Here is an 18,296-nt window from a genome sequence, read left to right on the forward strand (position 1 = left end):
AGCGCGGCTTGCTGCGCGGCATGACGCCGGCGCGACGAACGCCACGCCGCGCGGGGCAGGGCGTGCGGCATCGCTGGCCTCTCCTCGAAGGGATGCGTAAGAGGGCCAAAAGGGAAGCAATATTGTCTCGTCTCGCGTTTGTGCGCGGCGGCCTGCTCGCCGTCGCCTGTATCCATGCCGCCGCCTGTGTACCCGCCGGGGCTCCCCCGGCTCCCGCCCCCGCCGCGCCTGCTCCCGCTGCGCCTGTCACGACGCCGATCACGGTGCAGACCGCGCCGCCCGCGCGCCCGGCGCCCGTTCCCGCTACGCCGAGCGCCCCCGAGCGTCCGCAGCCGCCCGCGACCTTGCTCAACGCGGTGCAGGCGCTGGGCGGGGCGTTCCGCGGGCAGGTCGGCATCTCGGTGCGCGACATCGACGAGGGCTGGACCGTCGCCTGGGGCGGCGACAGCGCGCGCCCGCAGCAGAGCGTGAGCAAATTATGGGTCGCGATCGCGGTGATGGCGGCGGTGGACGCGGGCAAGCTGTCGCTCGACGACGCGATCACGGTGCGGCGCTCCGACCTCACGCTCTTCCACCAGCCGATCCGCGCCAAGGTCGGCGCGGCGGGCCATCGCACCACGATCGGCGAGCTGTTGCGCGGCGCGATGACGCACAGCGACAATACCTGCAACGACGTGCTGCTGTGGCGGGTCGGCGGGCCGATCGCGGTGCGCCGCCTGCTGCGCGACAAGGGCATCGAGGGTGTCACCTTCGGGCCGGGCGAGCGGCTGCTCCAGGCGCGCACCGCCGGGCTGGAATGGCGCGACGAATGGGCCGGCGGCTGGGGCTTTCTCCAGGCGCGCGCGAAGCTCAGCGAGCCGGTGCGGCGGCGCGCGCTCGACCGTTATCTCGCCGCGCCCTACGATGGCGCCTCGGCCAACGGCATCACGCTGGGCCTGTCGCTGCTGGCGCAGGGCAAGCTGCTGAGCGCGCGTTCCACCGCCTCGCTGCTCGCGCTGATGCGGCAGAGCCGGACCGGGCCGCTACGGCTCCGCTCGGGGCTGCGACCGGGCTGGACGCTCGCGCACAAGACCGGCACGGGGCAGGAGCTCGGCTCGCTCGCGACCGGCTATAATGACGTCGGGCTGATCGTCGCGCCCGACGGTCATCGCTACGCGGTGGCGGTGCTGATCGCGAGCACGCGCGAGCCGATCCCGGTGCGGATGCGGCTGATGGGGGACGTCACGCGCGCGCTGGTCGCGGCGCACGACTGAGCCCGCCGCGGCTCAGCCCTGGTTGGCGTAGGCGAGCTGGAGCACGCCCCAGTGATCGCCCAGCACGGCGATCGACGCGATCACCTGCTTGAGCAGCACCACCCCGCCGCCCTCGACCGGGCGACGATAGGCCTTGAGGCAGAAGGGCTGGGTGATGCGTACCTGCACCGCGGTCTCGGGGAAGTGGAAGAAGACGCCGTTGCGCGAATGCTCCGCGTTCCACGCGCGGTCGCCGGGGCGCTGCGGCTGCGACCGCTCGGGCATCGCCACCGCGCCGAAGCAGTTGCGATCGGTGAAGCTCATCCCGAAGAAGCCGGGCAGCGCGCGCGCCGCCTCCTGATGCGGGCGCGCCAGCGCGGTCAGCGCGGTCATGACAGGATGCGTGAACAGCGGCGGGTCGGTGCCCTCGACCGGGGCATAGCGCTCGCTCATCACCGCGGCCTTGTCGAGCGCACCCTCGGCGATCAAGCGCGCCAGCCCCTCCGACACGTCGCGCGCGGCGGCGAGCGCGAAGCGGATATACGGTCGATCGGGCATGTCCGCGTCGCTCTCGGCCAGCGTCTGGAGCAGATCGTTGGTGTCGTCGCTGACGCTGGTGACGCGGTCGGACAGCCGTTGCAGCCCGCGCGCATTGTCGGTCGAGGTGCTGGCCAGCTCGCCCAGGCCGCCGCGCACCTCTCCCACCGCGCTCACCATCGAGCCGACGCGCTGCGCCACCGCCTCGCTGTTGCGCGCCAACCCGTCCATCAGCCCGCGCAGCCGCGCCACCAGCGTCTCGATGTCCTTGGTGCCGCGATGCGCCGACCGCGCCTTGGCGACGCCGAGATCGACGCGGCCGAGCATCGCATCGGCCTGGGCGGTGAGCGTGTCGATCGACCCGTTGATCCGCGCGGTCGCCACCGCGGTCTCCGAGGCGAGCTTCTTGACCTCGCCCGCCACCACCGCGAACCCGCGTCCGGCATCGCCCGCGCGCGCCGCCTCGATCGTGGCGTTGAGCGCGAGCAGGTTGGTCTGCTTGGCGATCGCGTCGATCGTCGCGGTGACCCGCCCGACATCCTCCAGCGCGGAGGTGAAGCCGCCGAGGCTCTCGTGGATGCGGCTGACCTGGGCGATCAGCTCGACCACGTCGCCGGTCGCGGCGTCGATCTGGACGTTCGAATCGGCCAGCACCGCATTGGCGCCGGTGGTGGTGTCGAGCGCGTCGCGCGCGGCATGCGCGACATTCTCGGCGTCGGCGGCGAGCCGGCTGGCCTGCGCGCCGATCCCCTCGATCGTCCCCGCCTGCGCGGTGACGCGGGTCGACAGCTCGGCGATATCGGCCTGCAGATCGAGCGTCCGGATCCCCAGCTCGCCCGAGCGGCGCGCGGCTTCAGCGATGGTCTGGTCGAGCGGCACCCATGGTCCCCTGCGGAAAGCCATATCCTAGCTGCCACGGGTTAAGGCGGCTTTACCGCAAGCGCGTAAGGGTGGGCTAAGTGGTTGATGCGCCGTTAACTATATCGTTAACCGTCTGTTAGGACTTAAGGGGCAGATAGGCTGACACAATCACGGTGACACAGGAGAGTACCCGTGGATGATCCGCGCAAGCTCAAGAACGAGCTGGAAGTCGCCGCGCGAGTCGCCGGCACGTTGACCGACATTCGCGCCGCGCAGGAGGTCGAACGCTATATGCGCGAGGTGGAGGCCAAATTGCGCTTTCCGCCGCGCCCCAACTCGGACGTGTTGATCTGATGCGCACCGGCACGACGCACGCCGCGGCGCGGCGGCGCTGAGCGATGGGCAGCTTCGCTCCCTTTCCCGCCAATGAGATCGCGCGCCAGCGCGCGGTGGATCATTGCGGCATCCTGCTGCGGCCGCGCAATCCCGAGCTGCAGCGCATCGTGGAAGAGGCCGCGCGTCTCGCCCGCGCGCCGATCGCGGCGATCTCGGTGGTAGACCGCTCGCGCCAGTGGCTCGCGGCGCGCATCGGGATCGACGCCGAGGAAGGGCCGCGCCGCGATGCCTTCTGCGCGCACACGATCCTTCGCCCGGGCGAGCCGATGATCGTCGCCGACGCGCGCGACGATCGGCGCTTCGGCTCCAATCCGGCGGTCACCGGGCATCCGCACATCCGCTTCTACGCGGGCGTACCGCTGGTCGATCACGCCGGTTTCGCGCTGGGCGCCCTGTGCGTCGCCGACACGACGCCGCGGCTCGGTCGCTTCGACGTGTACGATCTGACGCATCTGGCACGACGGGCCGAGCGGATCATGGCGATCTGATGCGCTTCCGCGCGGCACCCCCCGGCGGCTGACGCGTTGGCCAGGGGTGAACCAAGGAGAATCGCGCATGGCCGACGACAGCGAAGAACAGCGCGTGCTGTATGTGCCCGACAGCCCCAACGTGGGCGCGGCTGACCCCGACGACGACGGGGATCCCAAGCGGGTCGCCAAGGACCGCGCGCGCGCCGACGATCTCGCCGCCAAGGTCGCGATCGGCGACGAGCTGTCGGCCTATGAGAAAGTGGCGGGGCGCGGCGTCGTCGAGAAATGACCCGGGCGGCGGTCCGCGGCGGCACCCGCCGCCGCGGCCCCGCTCAGCCCAGCGCCTCGCGCGACCAGGCGACGAACTCCTGGCGCTGCTCGCCGAGCCGGTCGATCCCGAGCGTCACGACGTCGCCCGGCTTGAGATACCAGGGCGCTGGCTTCTGGCCCAGGCCGACACCCGGCGGGGTGCCCGTGGTGATGATGTCGCCGGGCTCCAGCGTCATGAACTGCGAACAATAAGCGACGATCTGCGCGACGGTGAAGATCATCGTCGCGGTGGAGCCGTCCTGCACCGTCTTGCCGTTGACCGCGAGCCACAGCCGGAGCTGCTGCGGGTCGCCCACCTCGTCGGCGGTGACGAGCCACGGCCCGACCGGGCCGAAGGTCGGGAAGCCCTTGCCCTTGTCCCAGGTGGGGCCGCGCTCCTGCTGCCAGTGGCGTTCCGAGACGTCGTTGACGACGACATAGCCCGCGACATGATCGAGCGCGGCGGCCTCGTCGACATAGCTGGCGCGCGTACCGATCACGACGCCGAGCTCGACTTCCCAGTCGGTCTTTGCGCTGTCGCGCGGGATCACCACCGGGTCGTTGGCGCCCTGGAGGCAATTGACCCATTTGTTGAAGACCACCGGCTCGGCCGGGATCGGCAGGTTCGATTCGGCGGCGTGATCGGCATAATTGAGCCCGATCGCGACGAACTTCTGCGTCCCCGCGACCGGTACGCCGTAGCGCGGCGTGCCCTCGACCAGCGGCAGCGACGCCGGATCGAGCGCGGCGAGGCGCGTCAGCGACGCCGGCGCGAGGTCGGCCGCGCCGAGATCGGCGATCACGCCCGACAGGTCGCGCAGCCGGCCGTCGGCGTCGACCAGCGCTGGCTTCTCGGCGCCTTTCGCACCGTAGCGGCAGAGTTTCATCGTGATCACCTCGACGGCTGGAGGAAGCGGCGCGGCCACGCGGACGTTGCCATCGCGCGCCAGTGGATGCAGGTTGCACCTATGCGCTACAGCGCGCCACCGCCTTCGTGAACCCGAACCTCATGACAATCGTCGCTTCCACCCTCGATTTCCGCGCGCTCGCGCGGCGCCGCCTGCCGCCCTTCCTGTTCGAATATATCGACGGCGGCTCGTACAGCGAGACGACGCTGCGGCGGAACGTCGCCGATCTCGAGACGATCGAGTTGCGCCAGCGCGTGCTGCGCGACATCGGCGCGCTCGACCTGTCGACCGAGCTGTTCGGCCAGCGGCTCGCGCTGCCGGTGGCGCTCGCGCCGATCGGGCTGGCGGGGATGAACGCGCGGCGCGGCGAGGTGCAGGCGGCGCGCGCGGCGGAGGCGGCGGGCATCCCCTTCTGCCTCTCGACCGTCTCGGCCTGCCCGATCGCCGAGGTGGCGTGCGGGACGACGCGGCCCTTCTGGTTCCAGCTCTACATGATCCGCGACCGCGGCTTCATGCGCGACCTGCTCGACCAGGCGCGCGCGGCCGGGTGCAACGCGCTGGTCTTCACGGTCGACATGCCGGTGCCGGGATCGCGCTACCGCGACTATCGCTCGGGCCTGGCGGGGGCGACCGGATGGCGCGGCGCGGCGCGGCGCTTCGGCCAGGCGCTGCGCCACCCGCGCTGGGCATGGGACGTCGGCCTGCACGGGCGCCCGCACCAGCTCGGCAATGTCGCGCCGGTCCTCGGCAAGAGTTCGGGGCTGGAGGATTTCCTCGGCTGGATGCGCAACAATTTCGACCCCACAGTGACGTGGCGCGACCTCGAGACGATCCGGCGCGACTGGGACGGGCCGCTGATCCTCAAGGGGGTGCTCGACGCCGAGGACGCGCGCGAGGCGGCGGCGCTGGGGGCCGACGGGCTGGTCGTCTCCAACCATGGCGGGCGCCAGCTCGACGGCGTGCCCTCCACCGCACGCGCCTTGCCCGCGATCGCGGAGGCGGTGGGCGACCGGATCACCGTGCTCGCCGATGGCGGGGTGCGCACCGGGCTGGACGTCGTGCGGATGCTGGCGCTCGGCGCGCGCGGCGTGCTGCTGGGGCGCGCCTGGGCCTATGCGCTCGCGGCGGGGGGCGAGGCCGGGGTGGCGCGGATGCTCGCGCTGATCGAGGCGGAGATGCGCGTGGCGATGGCGCTCACCGGCTGCACCACGATCGACGCGATCGGGCCGGACGCGCTCGTCCCGCGCTGAACGCCCGCGGTCAAGCCCCCGACCGCTCCGGAATGACAGCGTTGTCTTGGTAACGCTACCAGCCGCTCGCCGTTAGCTGTCCTTCTTGAACAAGGGGAGGGCGAGGCAGTCGTCGGCACGTGGGACGGTGGCGGGGGGTAGCCGACCGACCTCGAGCGCGACATTGGCCTGATCGTCGGCGAGGTAGATGCGGTTGCCCTGCGCGAACAGCATCCGACGTTGGCCGAGCAGCAGGGGGCGGACGCACGCCAGTCCGCGGGGGGTGGCGAGCGCGGCGACGCCGGGGCGGCGCGGCCCGTCCGCGAGCGGCGACACCGCCTCGCCCAGCGCGGGCAAAGTGAGCGTGATCGCGAAGGCCGCCAGATACCAGCGGAGCGGGCGCAGCGTCCGTTGCAGCGCCGCCTCGCTGCGGCGGAGCAGCGCGACGACGAGCACGACGAACACCGCCGCGGCGAAGAGCGCGACCAGCGCCTCGAACACGCCGCGTGCCGCGATCGCGGCGATGCCGCAACAGCCCGCCACGACCATCGCGCTGGCCAGCGGAATTGCGCGCGGCGCGGCGCGACTCAGCCGGCGCGACAGCAGCCGCGACACCGGCCAGACGAGGATCGACGCGATGACGAACACCGGCAGGAGCAGGAGCGTGACGCTGCCGAGCCGCAGCCAGCCGGCCAGGGCGAGTTCGGTCGCACCGAACGCGCTGAGCGTACTGATCCCCAGCGGGAAGAACGCCCCCGCGGTGAGCAGGATGCCCCCGACGTAGAAGGCGATCGGCAGCGCGGCGAGCACCGGCGCGAGCCAGATCAGCGCGGCCCGCGCCTGGCGGTTGATGTCGCGCGTCCTCACGGCCGCGACTCACCGCGGGAGCCGGGCGCGCGACCGCGATGACGGCGGAAGAGAGCGTCGGTCATGCGCGCATGGTCGGGCGAGGGGGGCACACGATCAACCGTGACGCCGACCCGCGACGGTGGTCCGCGCGACGCTTATGTTTGTCTTGGGATGAGACAGAGGCTTGGCGGGAGCGCGCCGCCGTCCGTGACTGCCCCGGAAAGTTGATTTCCTTCTATTCCAGCTAATTACCCCGCACATCCCGATCTGTCGCGAGCGAGTGCGAGTTTCACATTGATCCGACATGTCCGAGCAGCTACACGGCAGCGATGGTAGCGCTCAACAAGGCGCACTGTCCGTACCGTCGTGTCGACGGAAATAAAGGGGGGGATGATGCTGGGTACCTCGCGACTCGTTCGATCTGTTAACGTTCACTCGTCGCTGCGCGTCGGCGTGTCGCTCGCCGCGCTGCTGGCGATGGGCGTGAGCGGTGCCGCCTGGGCACAGACGGAGATCCAGCCGGTGGCGCCCAACGCCACCCAGGCCGCCGCCCCCGGACAGGAGCAGGGTGAGCCCGGCGCGGACGATGCCGGCGACGTCGTCGTCACCGGCCGTCGTGCGGCGTTGCAGGCCGCCGACGAGCGCAAGCGCCGCAGCGAGACCATCATCGACTCGGTCGTCGCCGACGACGCGGGCAAGCTGCCCGACAATTCGATCACCGAGGTGCTCCAGCGCGTCTCGGGCGTGTCGATCGTGCGCTTCGCCGCGCTCGGCGATCCCGACCACTATTCGGTGCAGGGTTCGGGCGTGCAGGTGCGCGGCCTGACCGGCGTCGCGTCGCGCCTCAACGGCCGCGAGATCTTCAGCGCCAACAACGGCCGCGCGATCCTGTGGAGCGACGTCACCCCCGAGCTGATGGCCGCGGTCGACGTGTACAAGGCCTCCACCGCCGACCTGATCGAGGGCGGCACCGGCGGCCAGATCGACCTGCGCACCAAGCTGCCGTTCGACTTCAATGGCGGCTTCCACGTCGCCGGGACCGGCGAGCTGGCGCTGGGCGACATGGCCAACAAGGCCGATCCGACCGGCTCGTTCCTCGTCACCAAGAGCTTCGACACCGGCATCGGCCGCATCGGCGTGCTCGCCGACCTCGCCTTCAGCCAGTTCAGCTCGCTGTCGCAGTTCATCCGCACCGAGCCCTATTTCAAGACGCGCATCAGCGGGAACGATTATTACGTCCCCGGCGGCTTCACCTACGGCGACGAGGCGTTCCAGTATCGCCGCTACGGCATCTACGGCGCGGTGCAATGGGCGCCGAGCGACTCGCTGACCTTCACCGGCACCTTCTTCCAGTCGCGCTACAAGAGCCAGTCGAGCGACTATGGTGCGCAGGTCTCGTCGCAGACGCTCGCGGTCGATCCTGCCACCAGCCAGTTCGACGACAATGGTCTGTTGCTGAAGACAGATTCGCTGTTCAACCGCGATCCCGCCACGTTCCAGCGGACGGGGATCGTCAACAGCAGCGGCAACAAGGGGTTCGTGACCAGCAACACGGTCACGCGCGACTATTCGCTGTCCTTCGCCTACGCGCCCGACGACAGCGCGCTGTCGATCCGCGGCGCGATCCAGCGCGTCGATTCCAAGCAGATCTACGATCGGCTCGACATCTTCCGCGAGGTGAGCTTCGGCTCGGGTTTCGGCATGGACCTCACCGGCGACCTGCCGCGCATCACGGTCAACCCCGACGTCCAGGCGTCCTTCGCCGATCCGTCGAGCTATTTCTGGTCGGCGTCGATGCCGCACAACGAGAACAACAAGGGCCGGCTCGACTCCGCGCAGGTGGACGCCGAATATAAGTTCGAGGACAGCTTCTTCCGCTCGGTCAAGCTCGGCGCGCGCGCCGCGGTCCGCACCGAGCGCGACTTCGCCAACGGCTATAACTGGTCGGCGCTGGGCCGCGGCTGGAACGGCGACCCGCAGCTCACTTATGCCAACGCCGCGCCGGGCGACGTCTCGGTCCACAGCTTCGACGATTTCTTCCGCGGCAATACGATCCTGCCCGGCAACCTGATGTTCGCGACCGAGTCGCTGGCGCGACGCTTCGTCTTCGATCGCACCGGGCTGGTCCAGAAGCCGCCGGCTGGGTTCTGCCCGGCCGACGGATCGAACTGCTCGGTCTCCGGTCCGCTGCCGGTCAGCGGTTACGGCGGCCTGTCCGGGATCCGCACACCGGGCTTCGTGCTGCCCGATGACCGCGTCGACAATTACACGCGCAACATCGCGGGCTACGCGCTGCTGCGCTTTGGGCCGCAGGGTGACATGCCGGGGATCTCGGGCAATGTCGGCGTCCGCGTCGTCAACATCCGCAACGAGGGCAGCGGCTACATCCGCCAGAACACCAGCACCTTCATCCGCAACGGCCAGACGGTGACGCTGACCGACGCGGCGGTGCCGCGCGGCGGCGAGGCCGAGTTCACGCGCGTCCTGCCATCGGTGAACCTCGAGTTCGCGCCGACGAGCAACACCAAGCTGCGCGGCGGCTACAACATCACGCTCGACCTGCCGAGCTTCCAGGCGCTGCGCGCCTCGGGATCGGTCAGCGTGCAGACGACGTCCAATCCGGTGCAGGGCCAGCCCGGCCTGTTCACCAACTTCAGCGCCGATACGGGCAATCCGCTGCTGAAGCCGACGATGTCGAACAATTTCGACATATCGCTGGAATGGTACCCGCGCGCGGGCACGTCGTTCCACGTCGCGCCCTTCTACAAGCGCATCACCGACCTGCCGATCTACTCGCTGACGCAGCGCCAGGTGAACGTGGTGTTCGCCGACGGCACCAACGAGGTCGTCACCGCGGCGGCGTCCGACTATATCAACTCCGATCGCGCGGCGACGGTGAAGGGCGTCGAGGTGGGCGGCCGGTTCTTCCTCGATATGCTGCCCGGGCTGCTGAGCGGCTTCGGCTTCGAGGGCAATTACACCTTCATCGACAGCAAGAACCCCGGCGATCTGTACCGCGACATCAACGGTGTGATCCGCTCGGACGCGCCACTGATCGGCCTGTCGAAGCACAATGCCAACGCGACCCTGCTCTACGAGCGCAACCCGATCTCGCTGCGCGTGGCGTATTCGTGGCGCTCGCGCTACCTGCAGACGACCAACAGCAACGGCACGAACCCGACCTACGGCTTCTATGCCGCACCGGCGGGCGCGGCGAGCGACAACATCCAGATCGCACTCCCCGTCTACGGCGGCGCGTTCGGCACGCTCGATGCCGGCGTCCGTTTCAAGGTGAACGACCATTTCTCCTTCGGCGTGCAAGGGACCAACCTGACCGCCTCGACCCAGCGCACGCTGATGGGCGGATATCCTGGCGGCGCGCTGGTCGGGCGCAGCTGGTTCCAGAGCGACCGCCGCATCAGCACGGGGATCAATCTCTCCTTCTAAGGCTGTTATGACGATCCGCCGGCGCGGGCCGGCGGATCGGGAGAGAGCGATGAGAAAGCGCGTGCTGATCGTCGGCGGGGGCACCGCGGGGTGGCTCACCGCCGGCTATCTCGCCAAGCGGCTCGGTGCCGATCTCGCCGACGGCGTCGCGATCACTTTGGTCGAGTCCAAGGACATCGGCGTGCTCGGCGTCGGCGAGGGCACCTTCCCGACGATCCGGCGCACGCTCGCCACGATCGGCGTCGACGAGGCCGAGCTGGTGCGGCGCTGCGGCGCCACCTTCAAACAGGGCGCCCGCTTCGTCCATTGGCAACGCGCGCCGGGCACGCTCGGCCGCGACCATTACATGCACCCGTTCCAGGTCGCGGAGGCGCCGGGCGGGCTCGAGCTGCTGCCCTATTGGCTCAGCGGCGCGGCGGGCGACGCCGAGTGGGATGAGGTGTCCACCCCGCAGAAAGCCGCCGCCGACGCGGCGCGCGCGCCCAAGCTCCCGACCCACCCGGATTATGTCGGGCCGCTCAATTATGCCTTCCACTTCGACGCGGTCGCGCTCGCCGGGCTGCTGCGCGAGCGCGCGGTGGCGAACGGCGTCACCCATCTGATCGACACCGTCACCCATGTCGCGCTCGACCACAGCGGCGCGATCGAGCGGGTCGAGACCGAGCGCCACGGCGCGCTCACCGCCGACCTCTACGTCGACTGCACCGGATTCCGCGCCGAGCTGATCGGCAAGGCGATGGGCGTGCCGTTCCGCTCGTGCCGCGACGTGCTGTTCTGCGACCGCGCGCTCGCCGCGCAGCTCCCGTACGAGGCCGCGGACGCGCCGATCGCGTCGCAGACCATCTCCACCGCGCAGGAGGCGGGATGGATCTGGGACATCGGGCTCGATCGGCGCCGCGGCATCGGCCACGTCTACTCGTCCGATCACAGCGATGACGACGCGGCGGAGCGCGCGCTGCGCCGCTATCTCGGCGCGCGCGGCGAACAGGCCGAGGTGCGCCGCTTCCGCTTCGAGGCGGGCTTCCGCGAGGTCAACTGGCGGCGCAACTGCGTCGCGGTCGGGCTGTCGAGCGGCTTCTTCGAGCCGCTCGAGGCGACCGGCATCGCCTTCGCCGAGGTGTCCGCCGCGATGATCGCCAACCTCTTCCCGTGGAGCGGCGATCACGAGACCTCGGCGCGCCAGTTCAACGCCAACCTGCTGCGCCGCTACGAGCGCGCGCTCGACTTCATCAAGCTGCATTACTGCCTGTCCGAGCGGCGCGACACCGACTTCTGGCGCGACAATGTCGCCGGCTCGTCGAACACCGCCAGCCTGCTCGAGCTGCTCGACCGCTGGCGCCACCGCTGGCCCAACGAGCTCGACATCGATCCCCAGGTCGACATCTTCACCGAGGCGAGCTGGCAATATGTCCTCTACGGCATGGGCTGGCGCACCGACCTGAGCGCGCGCGCCGGCGCGCTGCGCTACCGCGACGACGCGCGGCGTGCCTTCGGCGAGGTGCGGCGCCAGGTCGGCGTCGCGCTCGCCAACCTGCCGGCGCATCGCGCGCTGGTCGAGGCGGCGCAGCACCGCGGCTTCGGCGGCGGCGCGTGAGCACGCCCGCACCCGTCCGCGCGGTCACGATCGTCGGAGGGGGCACCGCGGGCTGGATGACCGCGGCGGCGCTGTCGCGACTGGTCGCGGCGGGCGTGTCGGTGACACTGGTCGAGTCGGCCGAGATCGGCACCGTCGGCGTGGGCGAGGCGACGATCCCGTCGATCCTCGATTTCCTCGCGATGCTGGGGATCGACGAACATGCGTTCGTCCGCGCCACCGGCGCGACGTTCAAGCTGGGCATCGAGTTCAGCGACTGGGGTGCGCGCGGCGAGCGCTACATGCACCCGTTCGGCGCCGCGGGGCGCGACATCGCCGGGGTCGCCTTCCACCAGCTGTGGCAGCGCGCCGCGCGCGCCGGCGTGGCGGACGCGGGGACGCTCGACGACTACAGCCTGTGTACCGTCGCGGCGCGGCAGCATCGCTTCGACCGCGCCAGCAGCGATCCCGCCGCGGTGCGCTCGACCCTGCGCCACGCGCTCCATTTCGACGCGACGCTGGTGGCGCGCTTCCTGCGCGCCTACGCCGAGGCGGCGGGCGTGCGTCGGGTCGAGGGGCGCGTGGACTCCGTCGCGCTCGCGCCCGAGACGGGGCATATCGCCGCGCTGCGGCTCGCCGACGGGCGGCAGCTCGGCGGCGAGCTGTTCGTCGATTGCAGCGGCTTTCGCGCGCTGCTGATCGGCGAAACGCTCGGCGTGGGGTTCGAGAGCTGGCGCCACTGGCTGCCCAACGATCGCGCGCTCGCGGTGCCGAGCGCCGCCGCGTCCGACCCGGCGCCGTACACGCGCGCGATGGCGGAGCGCGCGGGCTGGCGCTGGCGCATCCCGCTCCAGCACCGCACCGGGAACGGCCATGTCTATGCCAGCGACGTCGTGGCGGAAGAGGAGGCGCACCGGCTGCTGCTCGCGGGGCTGACCGAGCCGGCGCTCGACACGGCGCGCTCGATCCGGTTCGAGGCGGGGGTGCGGCGGCGCTGGTGGGAAGGGAATTGCGTCGCCATCGGGTTGGCGGGCGGATTTCTCGAACCGCTGGAATCGACCAGCATCCACCTGATCCAGCTCGGCATCACGCGATTGCTCGCGCTGTTCCCCGACACCGGCTTCGCCGCGCCCGAGCGCGACACCTACAATCGCTCGCTGCGCCGCGACTATGAGCAGGCGCGCGATTTCATCATCCTGCACTACAAGGCGACGCGGCGCGACGACAGCGATTACTGGCGCCACTGCCGCACGATGGCGGTGCCCGACACGCTCGCCGAGCGGCTGGCGCTGTGGCGCGGCGCGGGGCGCGTGCTCCACGATCGCGGCGAGCTGTTCACGCCGGCGAGCTGGATCGCGGTGCTGGCGGGGCAGGAGCCGCCGTCGCGGGCGGTGGACCCGCTGGCGGCGACGCTGCCGCTCGACGAGACCGAGCGCTTCCTGCGCCATGTCCGCGACATGGTGGCGAAAACCGCGGCAGCGATGCCGCGCCACGCCGACTATGTCGCCCGCCACTGCGCCGCACCCGCGCGCCCGGCGTGGGGGGATGGTGGCGGGGCGCAGACCGGCGCGGGCTGAGCCGCGCGCGGCCGCGACGGCGTGGCGGGGGCGTGAGGGCGCGTCAGCCCGCCTCGGGCAGCGCCCGGCCGAGTGCCGACAGCTCGCCGCTCTCGCGTCCCCGCCGCCCGTAGAAGAGCTCGAACAGCGGGCTCGCCATCATCGTCGTGACGATCGCCATCAGCACCAGCATCGAGAACAGGGTCGGCCCGATGATCCCTTTCTGCAACCCGATGTTGATGATGATCAGCTCCATCAGCCCGCGCGAGTTCATCAGCGCGCCGATGCCCAGCGCGGTCCGGTTGTCCTCACCCGACAGCCGCGCGGCGAGATAGCAGGCGCCGCCCTTGGCGATCACCGAGGCCACCAGCACGCCCAGCGCGATCAGCAGCAACTCGCCCGAATTGACCATGTCCATCCGGGTATTGAGGCCCGAATAGGTGAAGAACATCGGCAGCAGCAGCACCACCGTCAGCGGCTCGAGCTTGCGCTTGATCTCGGCGGTCAGCAGCCCGCGCGGCGTCACCGCGCCGAGGATGAAGCCGCCGAAGATCGCGTGGATGCCCACCATGTCCATCAGGAAGGCGGAGACGCAGAAGGCGATCATCACCACCGCGAAGCTGGCGAGGCTCAATTCCCCCTCGCGCTCGACCTTGCGCGCCAGCGGGGCGAGCAGCCGCGGCCCCGCGAGCACGACGAATGCGGCCCACAACAGCCCGCCGCCGATCGCGAGGATCGCCACGCCCGCGCCGCCGCCGAACGTGGCCAGCACCAGCGCCAGCACGCACCAGGAGCAGGCGTCGTCGAACGCGCCCGCGGTGAGCGACAGCGTGCCGAGCGAGCTGTCCGCCAGACCGCGCTCGTTGATGATCCGCGCCAGCATGGGAAAGGCGGTCAGCGCGATGCACGCGCCCAGGAACAGGGTGGCGTTGGCCTGGCTGATCCCCGCCGCGAACAGCCCGGGCACCTTCAGGAGCAGCGGGGTGATGAGCACCGCGATCAGGAAGGGCGCGGCGATCCCGGCCATCGACACGAAGGAGGCGCTACGCGCCTTGGTGCGGAAATGGTCGAGCCGCAGCGTCGTGCCGACGAGGAACATGTAGAGCCCGACGCCGAGCTGCGCGCCGGCATAGAGCACGTTCTTGGTCTCTTTCGGGAAGATCGCACCCTGGAGCCCCGGGAAGAGCAGCCCGAGCAGCGACGGGCCGAGCACGACGCCCGCGATCATCTCGCCCACCACCTGCGGCTGGCCGAGCAGCCGCTGGCCGAGCCAGCCGACCACGCGGCACGCCACCAGGATCACCGCGAGCTGGAGGAAGAAGTGAATCGAGAAATCGCCCGGCGCGTAGCTGTGCGCCGCGGTGGCGGTGGCCGGCCCATGCGGTTCGAGCACGTTCGCCAGCGTCGTCCACAGGCTGGCCAGCCAATCACCCATCATCATCCTCCCGGCGGCGGGCACCGCCCGCTCTCCCCCGGCGCCATCAAGGGAGGGATCGCGCCGCCGCGCAAGCGTCCCGCGCGCCCGCCTCGCCGATTTCCAGCCGGACCCGGCAAAGCGTTGCGACGCCGCTACAGAGTAGGTACGTACCTACAGTAGATTCGCTCATCCGACAGGCGGTGCGTCGTGCGGACCCTCTCCAGCCGGGCCTTCAATCAGGACGTCAGCCTGGCCAAGCGGCTCGCCGCGCAGGAGCCGGTGCTCATCACCGACCGCGGCCGGCCGACCCATGTGCTGCTCAGCTTCGAGTCGTTCCGGCAGCTCGCGGGGCAGGCGGACTCGCTCGCCGACCAGCTCGCCCCCGCCGAGCCGATCGCGGTCGAGCCCGACTGGCGCGCGATCACGCGCTGGACGCGCTGATGCACCTGCTCGACACCGAGCTGCTATGGGCGTTGCGCGGCGCGCGCGCGGGAAGCTGCGACCCGGGGGTGACCGCCTGGGCGGCGCGCCAGCCGCGCACCGCGCTGTTCCTCTCGGCGATGACCTGCGGCGAGCTCGCCGCGGCGACGCTCCAGATCGAGCGGGCGGACAAAGGAGCGGGCGCGCGCGCGCGGCACTGGGCGGAGGAGGTGGTGCCGCGCGCCTTCGAGGGCCGCATCCTGCCGGTCGATGCCGCGGTGGCGCGGCGTGCCGGACAGCTCGGCTATGCCGAGCCGCGCGACGCGCTCTTCGCCGCGACCGCGCTGGAGCACAAGCTGACGCTCGCGACGCCGCACCCCGCGCGCTATCGGCTCGGCAAGGTGCGGACGGTCGATCCCTGGCGCTACGTCCCGGGTGCGGTGGAGGAGGAGCTCGACTGGCGCGAGGCGACGCGCGGCGGGCCGTTCTGGCTCAGGAGCCTGTTCGCGCGGGGCTGATCGGCGCGGCGGCGAGCTGCTCCACCAGCGCGCGGTGCGGCGGCAGCTCGCGCGCGGCACGCTCGCCGAAGGTGCGGACGCGCGCCAGCAGCCGCTCGCCGCGCTCGGTCGCGGCCGCGTCGGCGCTGCCGCCGGCGGTGGCATAGCCCATGCCGTAGAGGATATATTGATAGTTGAAGTGCGCGAAGGTCTCGCTCTCGAGCTGGAAGTCGAAGCGGCTGGGCGGACGATGGCGCCATTGGTCGAGCCAGTCGCGCAGCCGCGGCGGGATCGTCGCGGGATCGCGATGGTCGCGCCAGAACGGCTCGGGGCGCGCGCTGAGACAATAATGCAGCTTCAGGAACGCGGCGATATTCTCGTAGCGCGCGGCGAGCAGCGCGTTGAACCGCGCGGCGGGTGCGTCGACGGGGCCGTCGCTCGGCAGCAGCTCCGCGATCATCGCCGCCGCCGCCTCGATCAGCACCACCCCGGTCGATTCGAGCGGTTCGAGGAAGCCGCTCGCCAGCCCCACCGCGACGCAATTGCCGATCCACGATCGCTCGCGCCAGCCGGGTGTGAAGGCGATGCGGCGCGGCGCGATCGCGGCGGGGTCGCGCCCGAGATAGCGCCCCAGCGTCTCGGCCGCCGCATCGTCGCCCATATAGCCGCTGGCATAGACGCAGCCGATCCCGCGCGCGCCGGCCAGCCCGATGTCCCAGATCCAGCCCGCCGCATGCGCGGTCGCGACGGTGGCGCTCTCCAGCGGTGTGTCGGGCGAGTCATAGGGGATCTTGCAGGTGAGCGCGCGGTCGGTGAACAATTGGTCGGCGACCGAGTGGAACGGCGAGCGCAGCGCCTCGCCGATCATCTCGGCGCGAAAGCCGGTGCAGTCGACATAGAGGTCGGCGGTGAGCGCACCGATGTCGGTCTCCACCCGCGCGATCCCGCCGTCGGCGGCGCCGACGACCGCGCGCAGCCGCGCGCTGCGATGCGCCACGCCCAGCGCGCGCGCGCGCGTCGCGAGCAGCGCGGCGAGCCGCGCGGCGTCGAAGTGGAAGGCGTAGTGGAGCGGGCCGTCGAAATCGCCCTCGCCGGGCTGTTTGGGCGCGCGCCGCGCCGCCGCCACGCGCTGCTGGATCGACACCGCCTCCGCGAACGGCGCGCGCGCGCGCGCGTCCTGGCGCAGCCAGTGCGGCACCAGCCCGGCACCCTGATAGGGCGGATCGAACGGGTGGAAATAGCTGTGCGGGACGCCGGCGACGGGCGGCTGCCACTCGGCGAAGCGCACCCCCTGTTTGAACGTCGCCCCCGCGTCGCGGACGAAGGCGGCCTCGTCGATCCCGAGGAAGCGCAGCGTCTCGCGTATCGTCGGGAACGTGCCCTCGCCGACCCCGATCGTCCCGAGCTCGGGCGCCTCGAGCAGCGTGATCGACACCGCGCCGCCGAGCGCACGCGCCAGATAGGCCGCGGTCAACCAGCCGGCGGTGCCACCGCCCACGATCAACACTCGGCGCGGTTCCGACATGGCGCGAGCATAGCGCAGTCGCGCGGGCGGCGTCAGCCCGTTCCGCGCTGCGCGCACGATGTCGCGGGCGCCGCTGCTGGACAGCGTCCGATGGCTCGCCTAGCGTCGTGGTAACGATACCAGGGGAGGACAGGATGCGAGGAACGGCGATGACCCGCGCGTGGGCGGCACTCGCGGCGGCGGCGATGCTGGCGGCCGCGCCGGCCGGGGCGCAGGCGGACCGGATGACGCCGATCGCGACGCCCGCGTCACCGGGCGCGATCGCGCTCGGCACCGGCGCGCTGCCTGGCGCGACCGTGCCCGAATCCTGGTTCCGTCAATATGGCAGCATCTTCACGCGCAACGTCACCGAGGCGACGCTCACGCCCTTCCTGCCCGACCCCGCGCGCGCCAGCGGCGCGGCGGTGATCGTGGCACCGGGCGGGGGCTTTCGCACGCTGTCGATGGAGAATGAGGGCTATGACGTCGCGCGCGCGCTGGCGGCACGGGGCGTCGCGGCGTTCGTGCTCAAATACCGGCTGAACCAGACCCCGCGCGAGATGCCCGCCTTCGCCGAGGCGATGCGCGCGATGTTCTCGGGCACCGCGGCGCGCCCGCCGCGCCCGGATCCCGCGACGATGGCGACCCAGCTCGCGCCCCAGCTCGCCGACGCCGAGGCGGCGTTCGCGCTGGTGCGCCGCCGCGCCGCGGAGTGGCGCGTCGATCCGCAGCGGATCGGCATGATCGGCTTCTCGGCGGGCGCGATGCTGACGCTCGCGACGACGCTGACCTCCGCCGAGGCGAAGCCCGCGTTCATCGCGGACATCTACGGCCCGCTCGCCGCGGTGGAGGTGCCCGCCGCGGCGCCGCCGCTGTTCGTCGCGCTGGCGGCGGACGATCCCTTCTTCGCCAACGGCGGGTTCGGGCTGATCGAGCGCTGGCGCGCCGCGCAGCGACCGGTCGAGTTCCACCTCTACGAGAAGGGCGGTCACGGCTTCGGCATGTACCCCAAGACGACGACCAGCACCGGCTGGTTCGACGCCTTCGCGCGCTGGCTGACGATGCACGGCATGATGAAGGCGGCCGGCTAG

At 71.2% G+C, this 18,296-nt stretch carries 16 protein-coding genes; 11 read left to right on the top strand and 5 right to left on the bottom strand.

The window, feature by feature from the left end; translation table 11 throughout:
- Positions 1–122 precede the first annotated feature (122 nt).
- On the top strand, positions 123–1,253 hold the full coding sequence (locus EV292_RS15315) for a serine hydrolase (protein ID WP_243693803.1): 1,131 nt from the start codon (positions 123–125) through the stop codon (positions 1,251–1,253).
- Between the two features lie 12 nt (positions 1,254–1,265).
- Here EV292_RS15315 and EV292_RS15320 read toward each other — a convergent pair whose 3' ends face one another.
- Positions 1,266–2,672 (bottom strand): methyl-accepting chemotaxis protein, encoded by a 1,407-nt coding sequence (locus tag EV292_RS15320; protein WP_132910115.1) that lies wholly within the window; start codon positions 2,670–2,672, stop codon positions 1,266–1,268.
- Positions 2,673–2,822: 150 nt separating this feature from the next.
- Between EV292_RS15320 and EV292_RS22700 the strand changes: the two genes are divergently transcribed.
- From EV292_RS22700 to EV292_RS15330, 3 genes are all read left to right on the top strand, one after another.
- A complete protein-coding gene (locus tag EV292_RS22700; RefSeq protein ID WP_165927138.1) occupies positions 2,823–2,984 on the top strand; it encodes a hypothetical protein in 162 nt (53 codons plus the stop codon).
- A 44-nt stretch (positions 2,985–3,028) separates the two neighbouring features.
- Complete coding sequence (locus EV292_RS15325; protein ID WP_132910116.1) at positions 3,029–3,514, top strand: GAF domain-containing protein; 486 nt, start codon at positions 3,029–3,031, stop codon at positions 3,512–3,514.
- Positions 3,515–3,581: 67 nt separating this feature from the next.
- Entirely contained in the window at positions 3,582–3,785 is a 204-nt protein-coding gene (locus EV292_RS15330) for a hypothetical protein (protein ID WP_132910117.1), read from the top strand.
- 43 nt (positions 3,786–3,828) lie between these two features.
- Here EV292_RS15330 and EV292_RS15335 read toward each other — a convergent pair whose 3' ends face one another.
- Entirely contained in the window at positions 3,829–4,692 is an 864-nt protein-coding gene (locus EV292_RS15335; RefSeq protein ID WP_132910118.1) for a fumarylacetoacetate hydrolase family protein, read from the bottom strand.
- Positions 4,693–4,814: 122 nt separating this feature from the next.
- On the opposite strand from EV292_RS15335, the gene lldD reads away from it, so the two are divergent.
- Positions 4,815–5,963 carry an FMN-dependent L-lactate dehydrogenase LldD gene (gene lldD, locus EV292_RS15340; RefSeq protein WP_132910119.1) on the top strand — a complete coding sequence of 383 codons (1,149 nt, stop codon included), beginning with the start codon at positions 4,815–4,817 and terminating at the stop codon, positions 5,961–5,963.
- A 72-nt stretch (positions 5,964–6,035) separates the two neighbouring features.
- On the opposite strand, the gene EV292_RS15345 is transcribed toward lldD, so the two are convergent.
- Complete coding sequence (locus tag EV292_RS15345) at positions 6,036–6,809, bottom strand: hypothetical protein (RefSeq protein WP_132910120.1); 774 nt, start codon at positions 6,807–6,809, stop codon at positions 6,036–6,038.
- A 375-nt stretch (positions 6,810–7,184) separates the two neighbouring features.
- On the opposite strand from EV292_RS15345, the gene EV292_RS15350 reads away from it, so the two are divergent.
- From EV292_RS15350 to EV292_RS15360, 3 genes are read left to right on the top strand one after another with little or no spacing between them, the layout of a single operon-like run.
- Positions 7,185–10,238: a TonB-dependent receptor gene (locus EV292_RS15350; protein ID WP_165927139.1), complete on the top strand. Its 3,054-nt coding sequence runs from the start codon at positions 7,185–7,187 to the stop codon at positions 10,236–10,238.
- A 49-nt stretch (positions 10,239–10,287) separates the two neighbouring features.
- Entirely contained in the window at positions 10,288–11,832 is a 1,545-nt protein-coding gene (locus EV292_RS15355; RefSeq protein WP_132910122.1) for a tryptophan halogenase family protein, read from the top strand.
- Complete coding sequence (locus EV292_RS15360) at positions 11,829–13,388, top strand: tryptophan halogenase family protein (protein ID WP_132910124.1); 1,560 nt, start codon at positions 11,829–11,831, stop codon at positions 13,386–13,388. Before EV292_RS15355 ends, EV292_RS15360 begins: the two co-directional genes overlap by 4 nt.
- Before the next feature lie 43 nt (positions 13,389–13,431).
- Here the strand turns inward: EV292_RS15360 and EV292_RS15365 are convergent, their stop codons facing one another.
- Positions 13,432–14,808 (bottom strand): cation:proton antiporter, encoded by a 1,377-nt coding sequence (locus tag EV292_RS15365; protein ID WP_207913453.1) that lies wholly within the window; start codon positions 14,806–14,808, stop codon positions 13,432–13,434.
- A 183-nt stretch (positions 14,809–14,991) separates the two neighbouring features.
- Between EV292_RS15365 and EV292_RS15370 the strand changes: the two genes are divergently transcribed.
- Complete coding sequence (locus tag EV292_RS15370) at positions 14,992–15,225, top strand: type II toxin-antitoxin system Phd/YefM family antitoxin (protein ID WP_132910126.1); 234 nt, start codon at positions 14,992–14,994, stop codon at positions 15,223–15,225.
- Entirely contained in the window at positions 15,225–15,722 is a 498-nt protein-coding gene (locus tag EV292_RS15375) for a PIN domain-containing protein (protein WP_132910127.1), read from the top strand. Before EV292_RS15370 ends, EV292_RS15375 begins: the two co-directional genes overlap by 1 nt.
- Here EV292_RS15375 and EV292_RS15380 read toward each other — a convergent pair.
- The gene (locus tag EV292_RS15380; protein WP_347812598.1) at positions 15,697–17,208 is read right to left on the bottom strand and encodes a tryptophan halogenase family protein; all 1,512 of its coding nucleotides are present in this window, start codon (positions 17,206–17,208) and stop codon (positions 15,697–15,699) included. The genes EV292_RS15375 and EV292_RS15380 overlap by 26 nt on opposite strands.
- 167 nt (positions 17,209–17,375) lie before the next feature.
- Here EV292_RS15380 and EV292_RS15385 point away from each other — a divergent pair, with 167 nt between their 5' ends.
- Complete coding sequence (locus EV292_RS15385; protein WP_132910129.1) at positions 17,376–18,296, top strand: alpha/beta hydrolase; 921 nt, start codon at positions 17,376–17,378, stop codon at positions 18,294–18,296.

Source organism: Sphingomonas sp. BK235 (genome assembly GCF_004345855.1).
In the GTDB taxonomy this organism is placed as follows: Bacteria; Pseudomonadota; Alphaproteobacteria; order Sphingomonadales; family Sphingomonadaceae; genus Sphingomonas.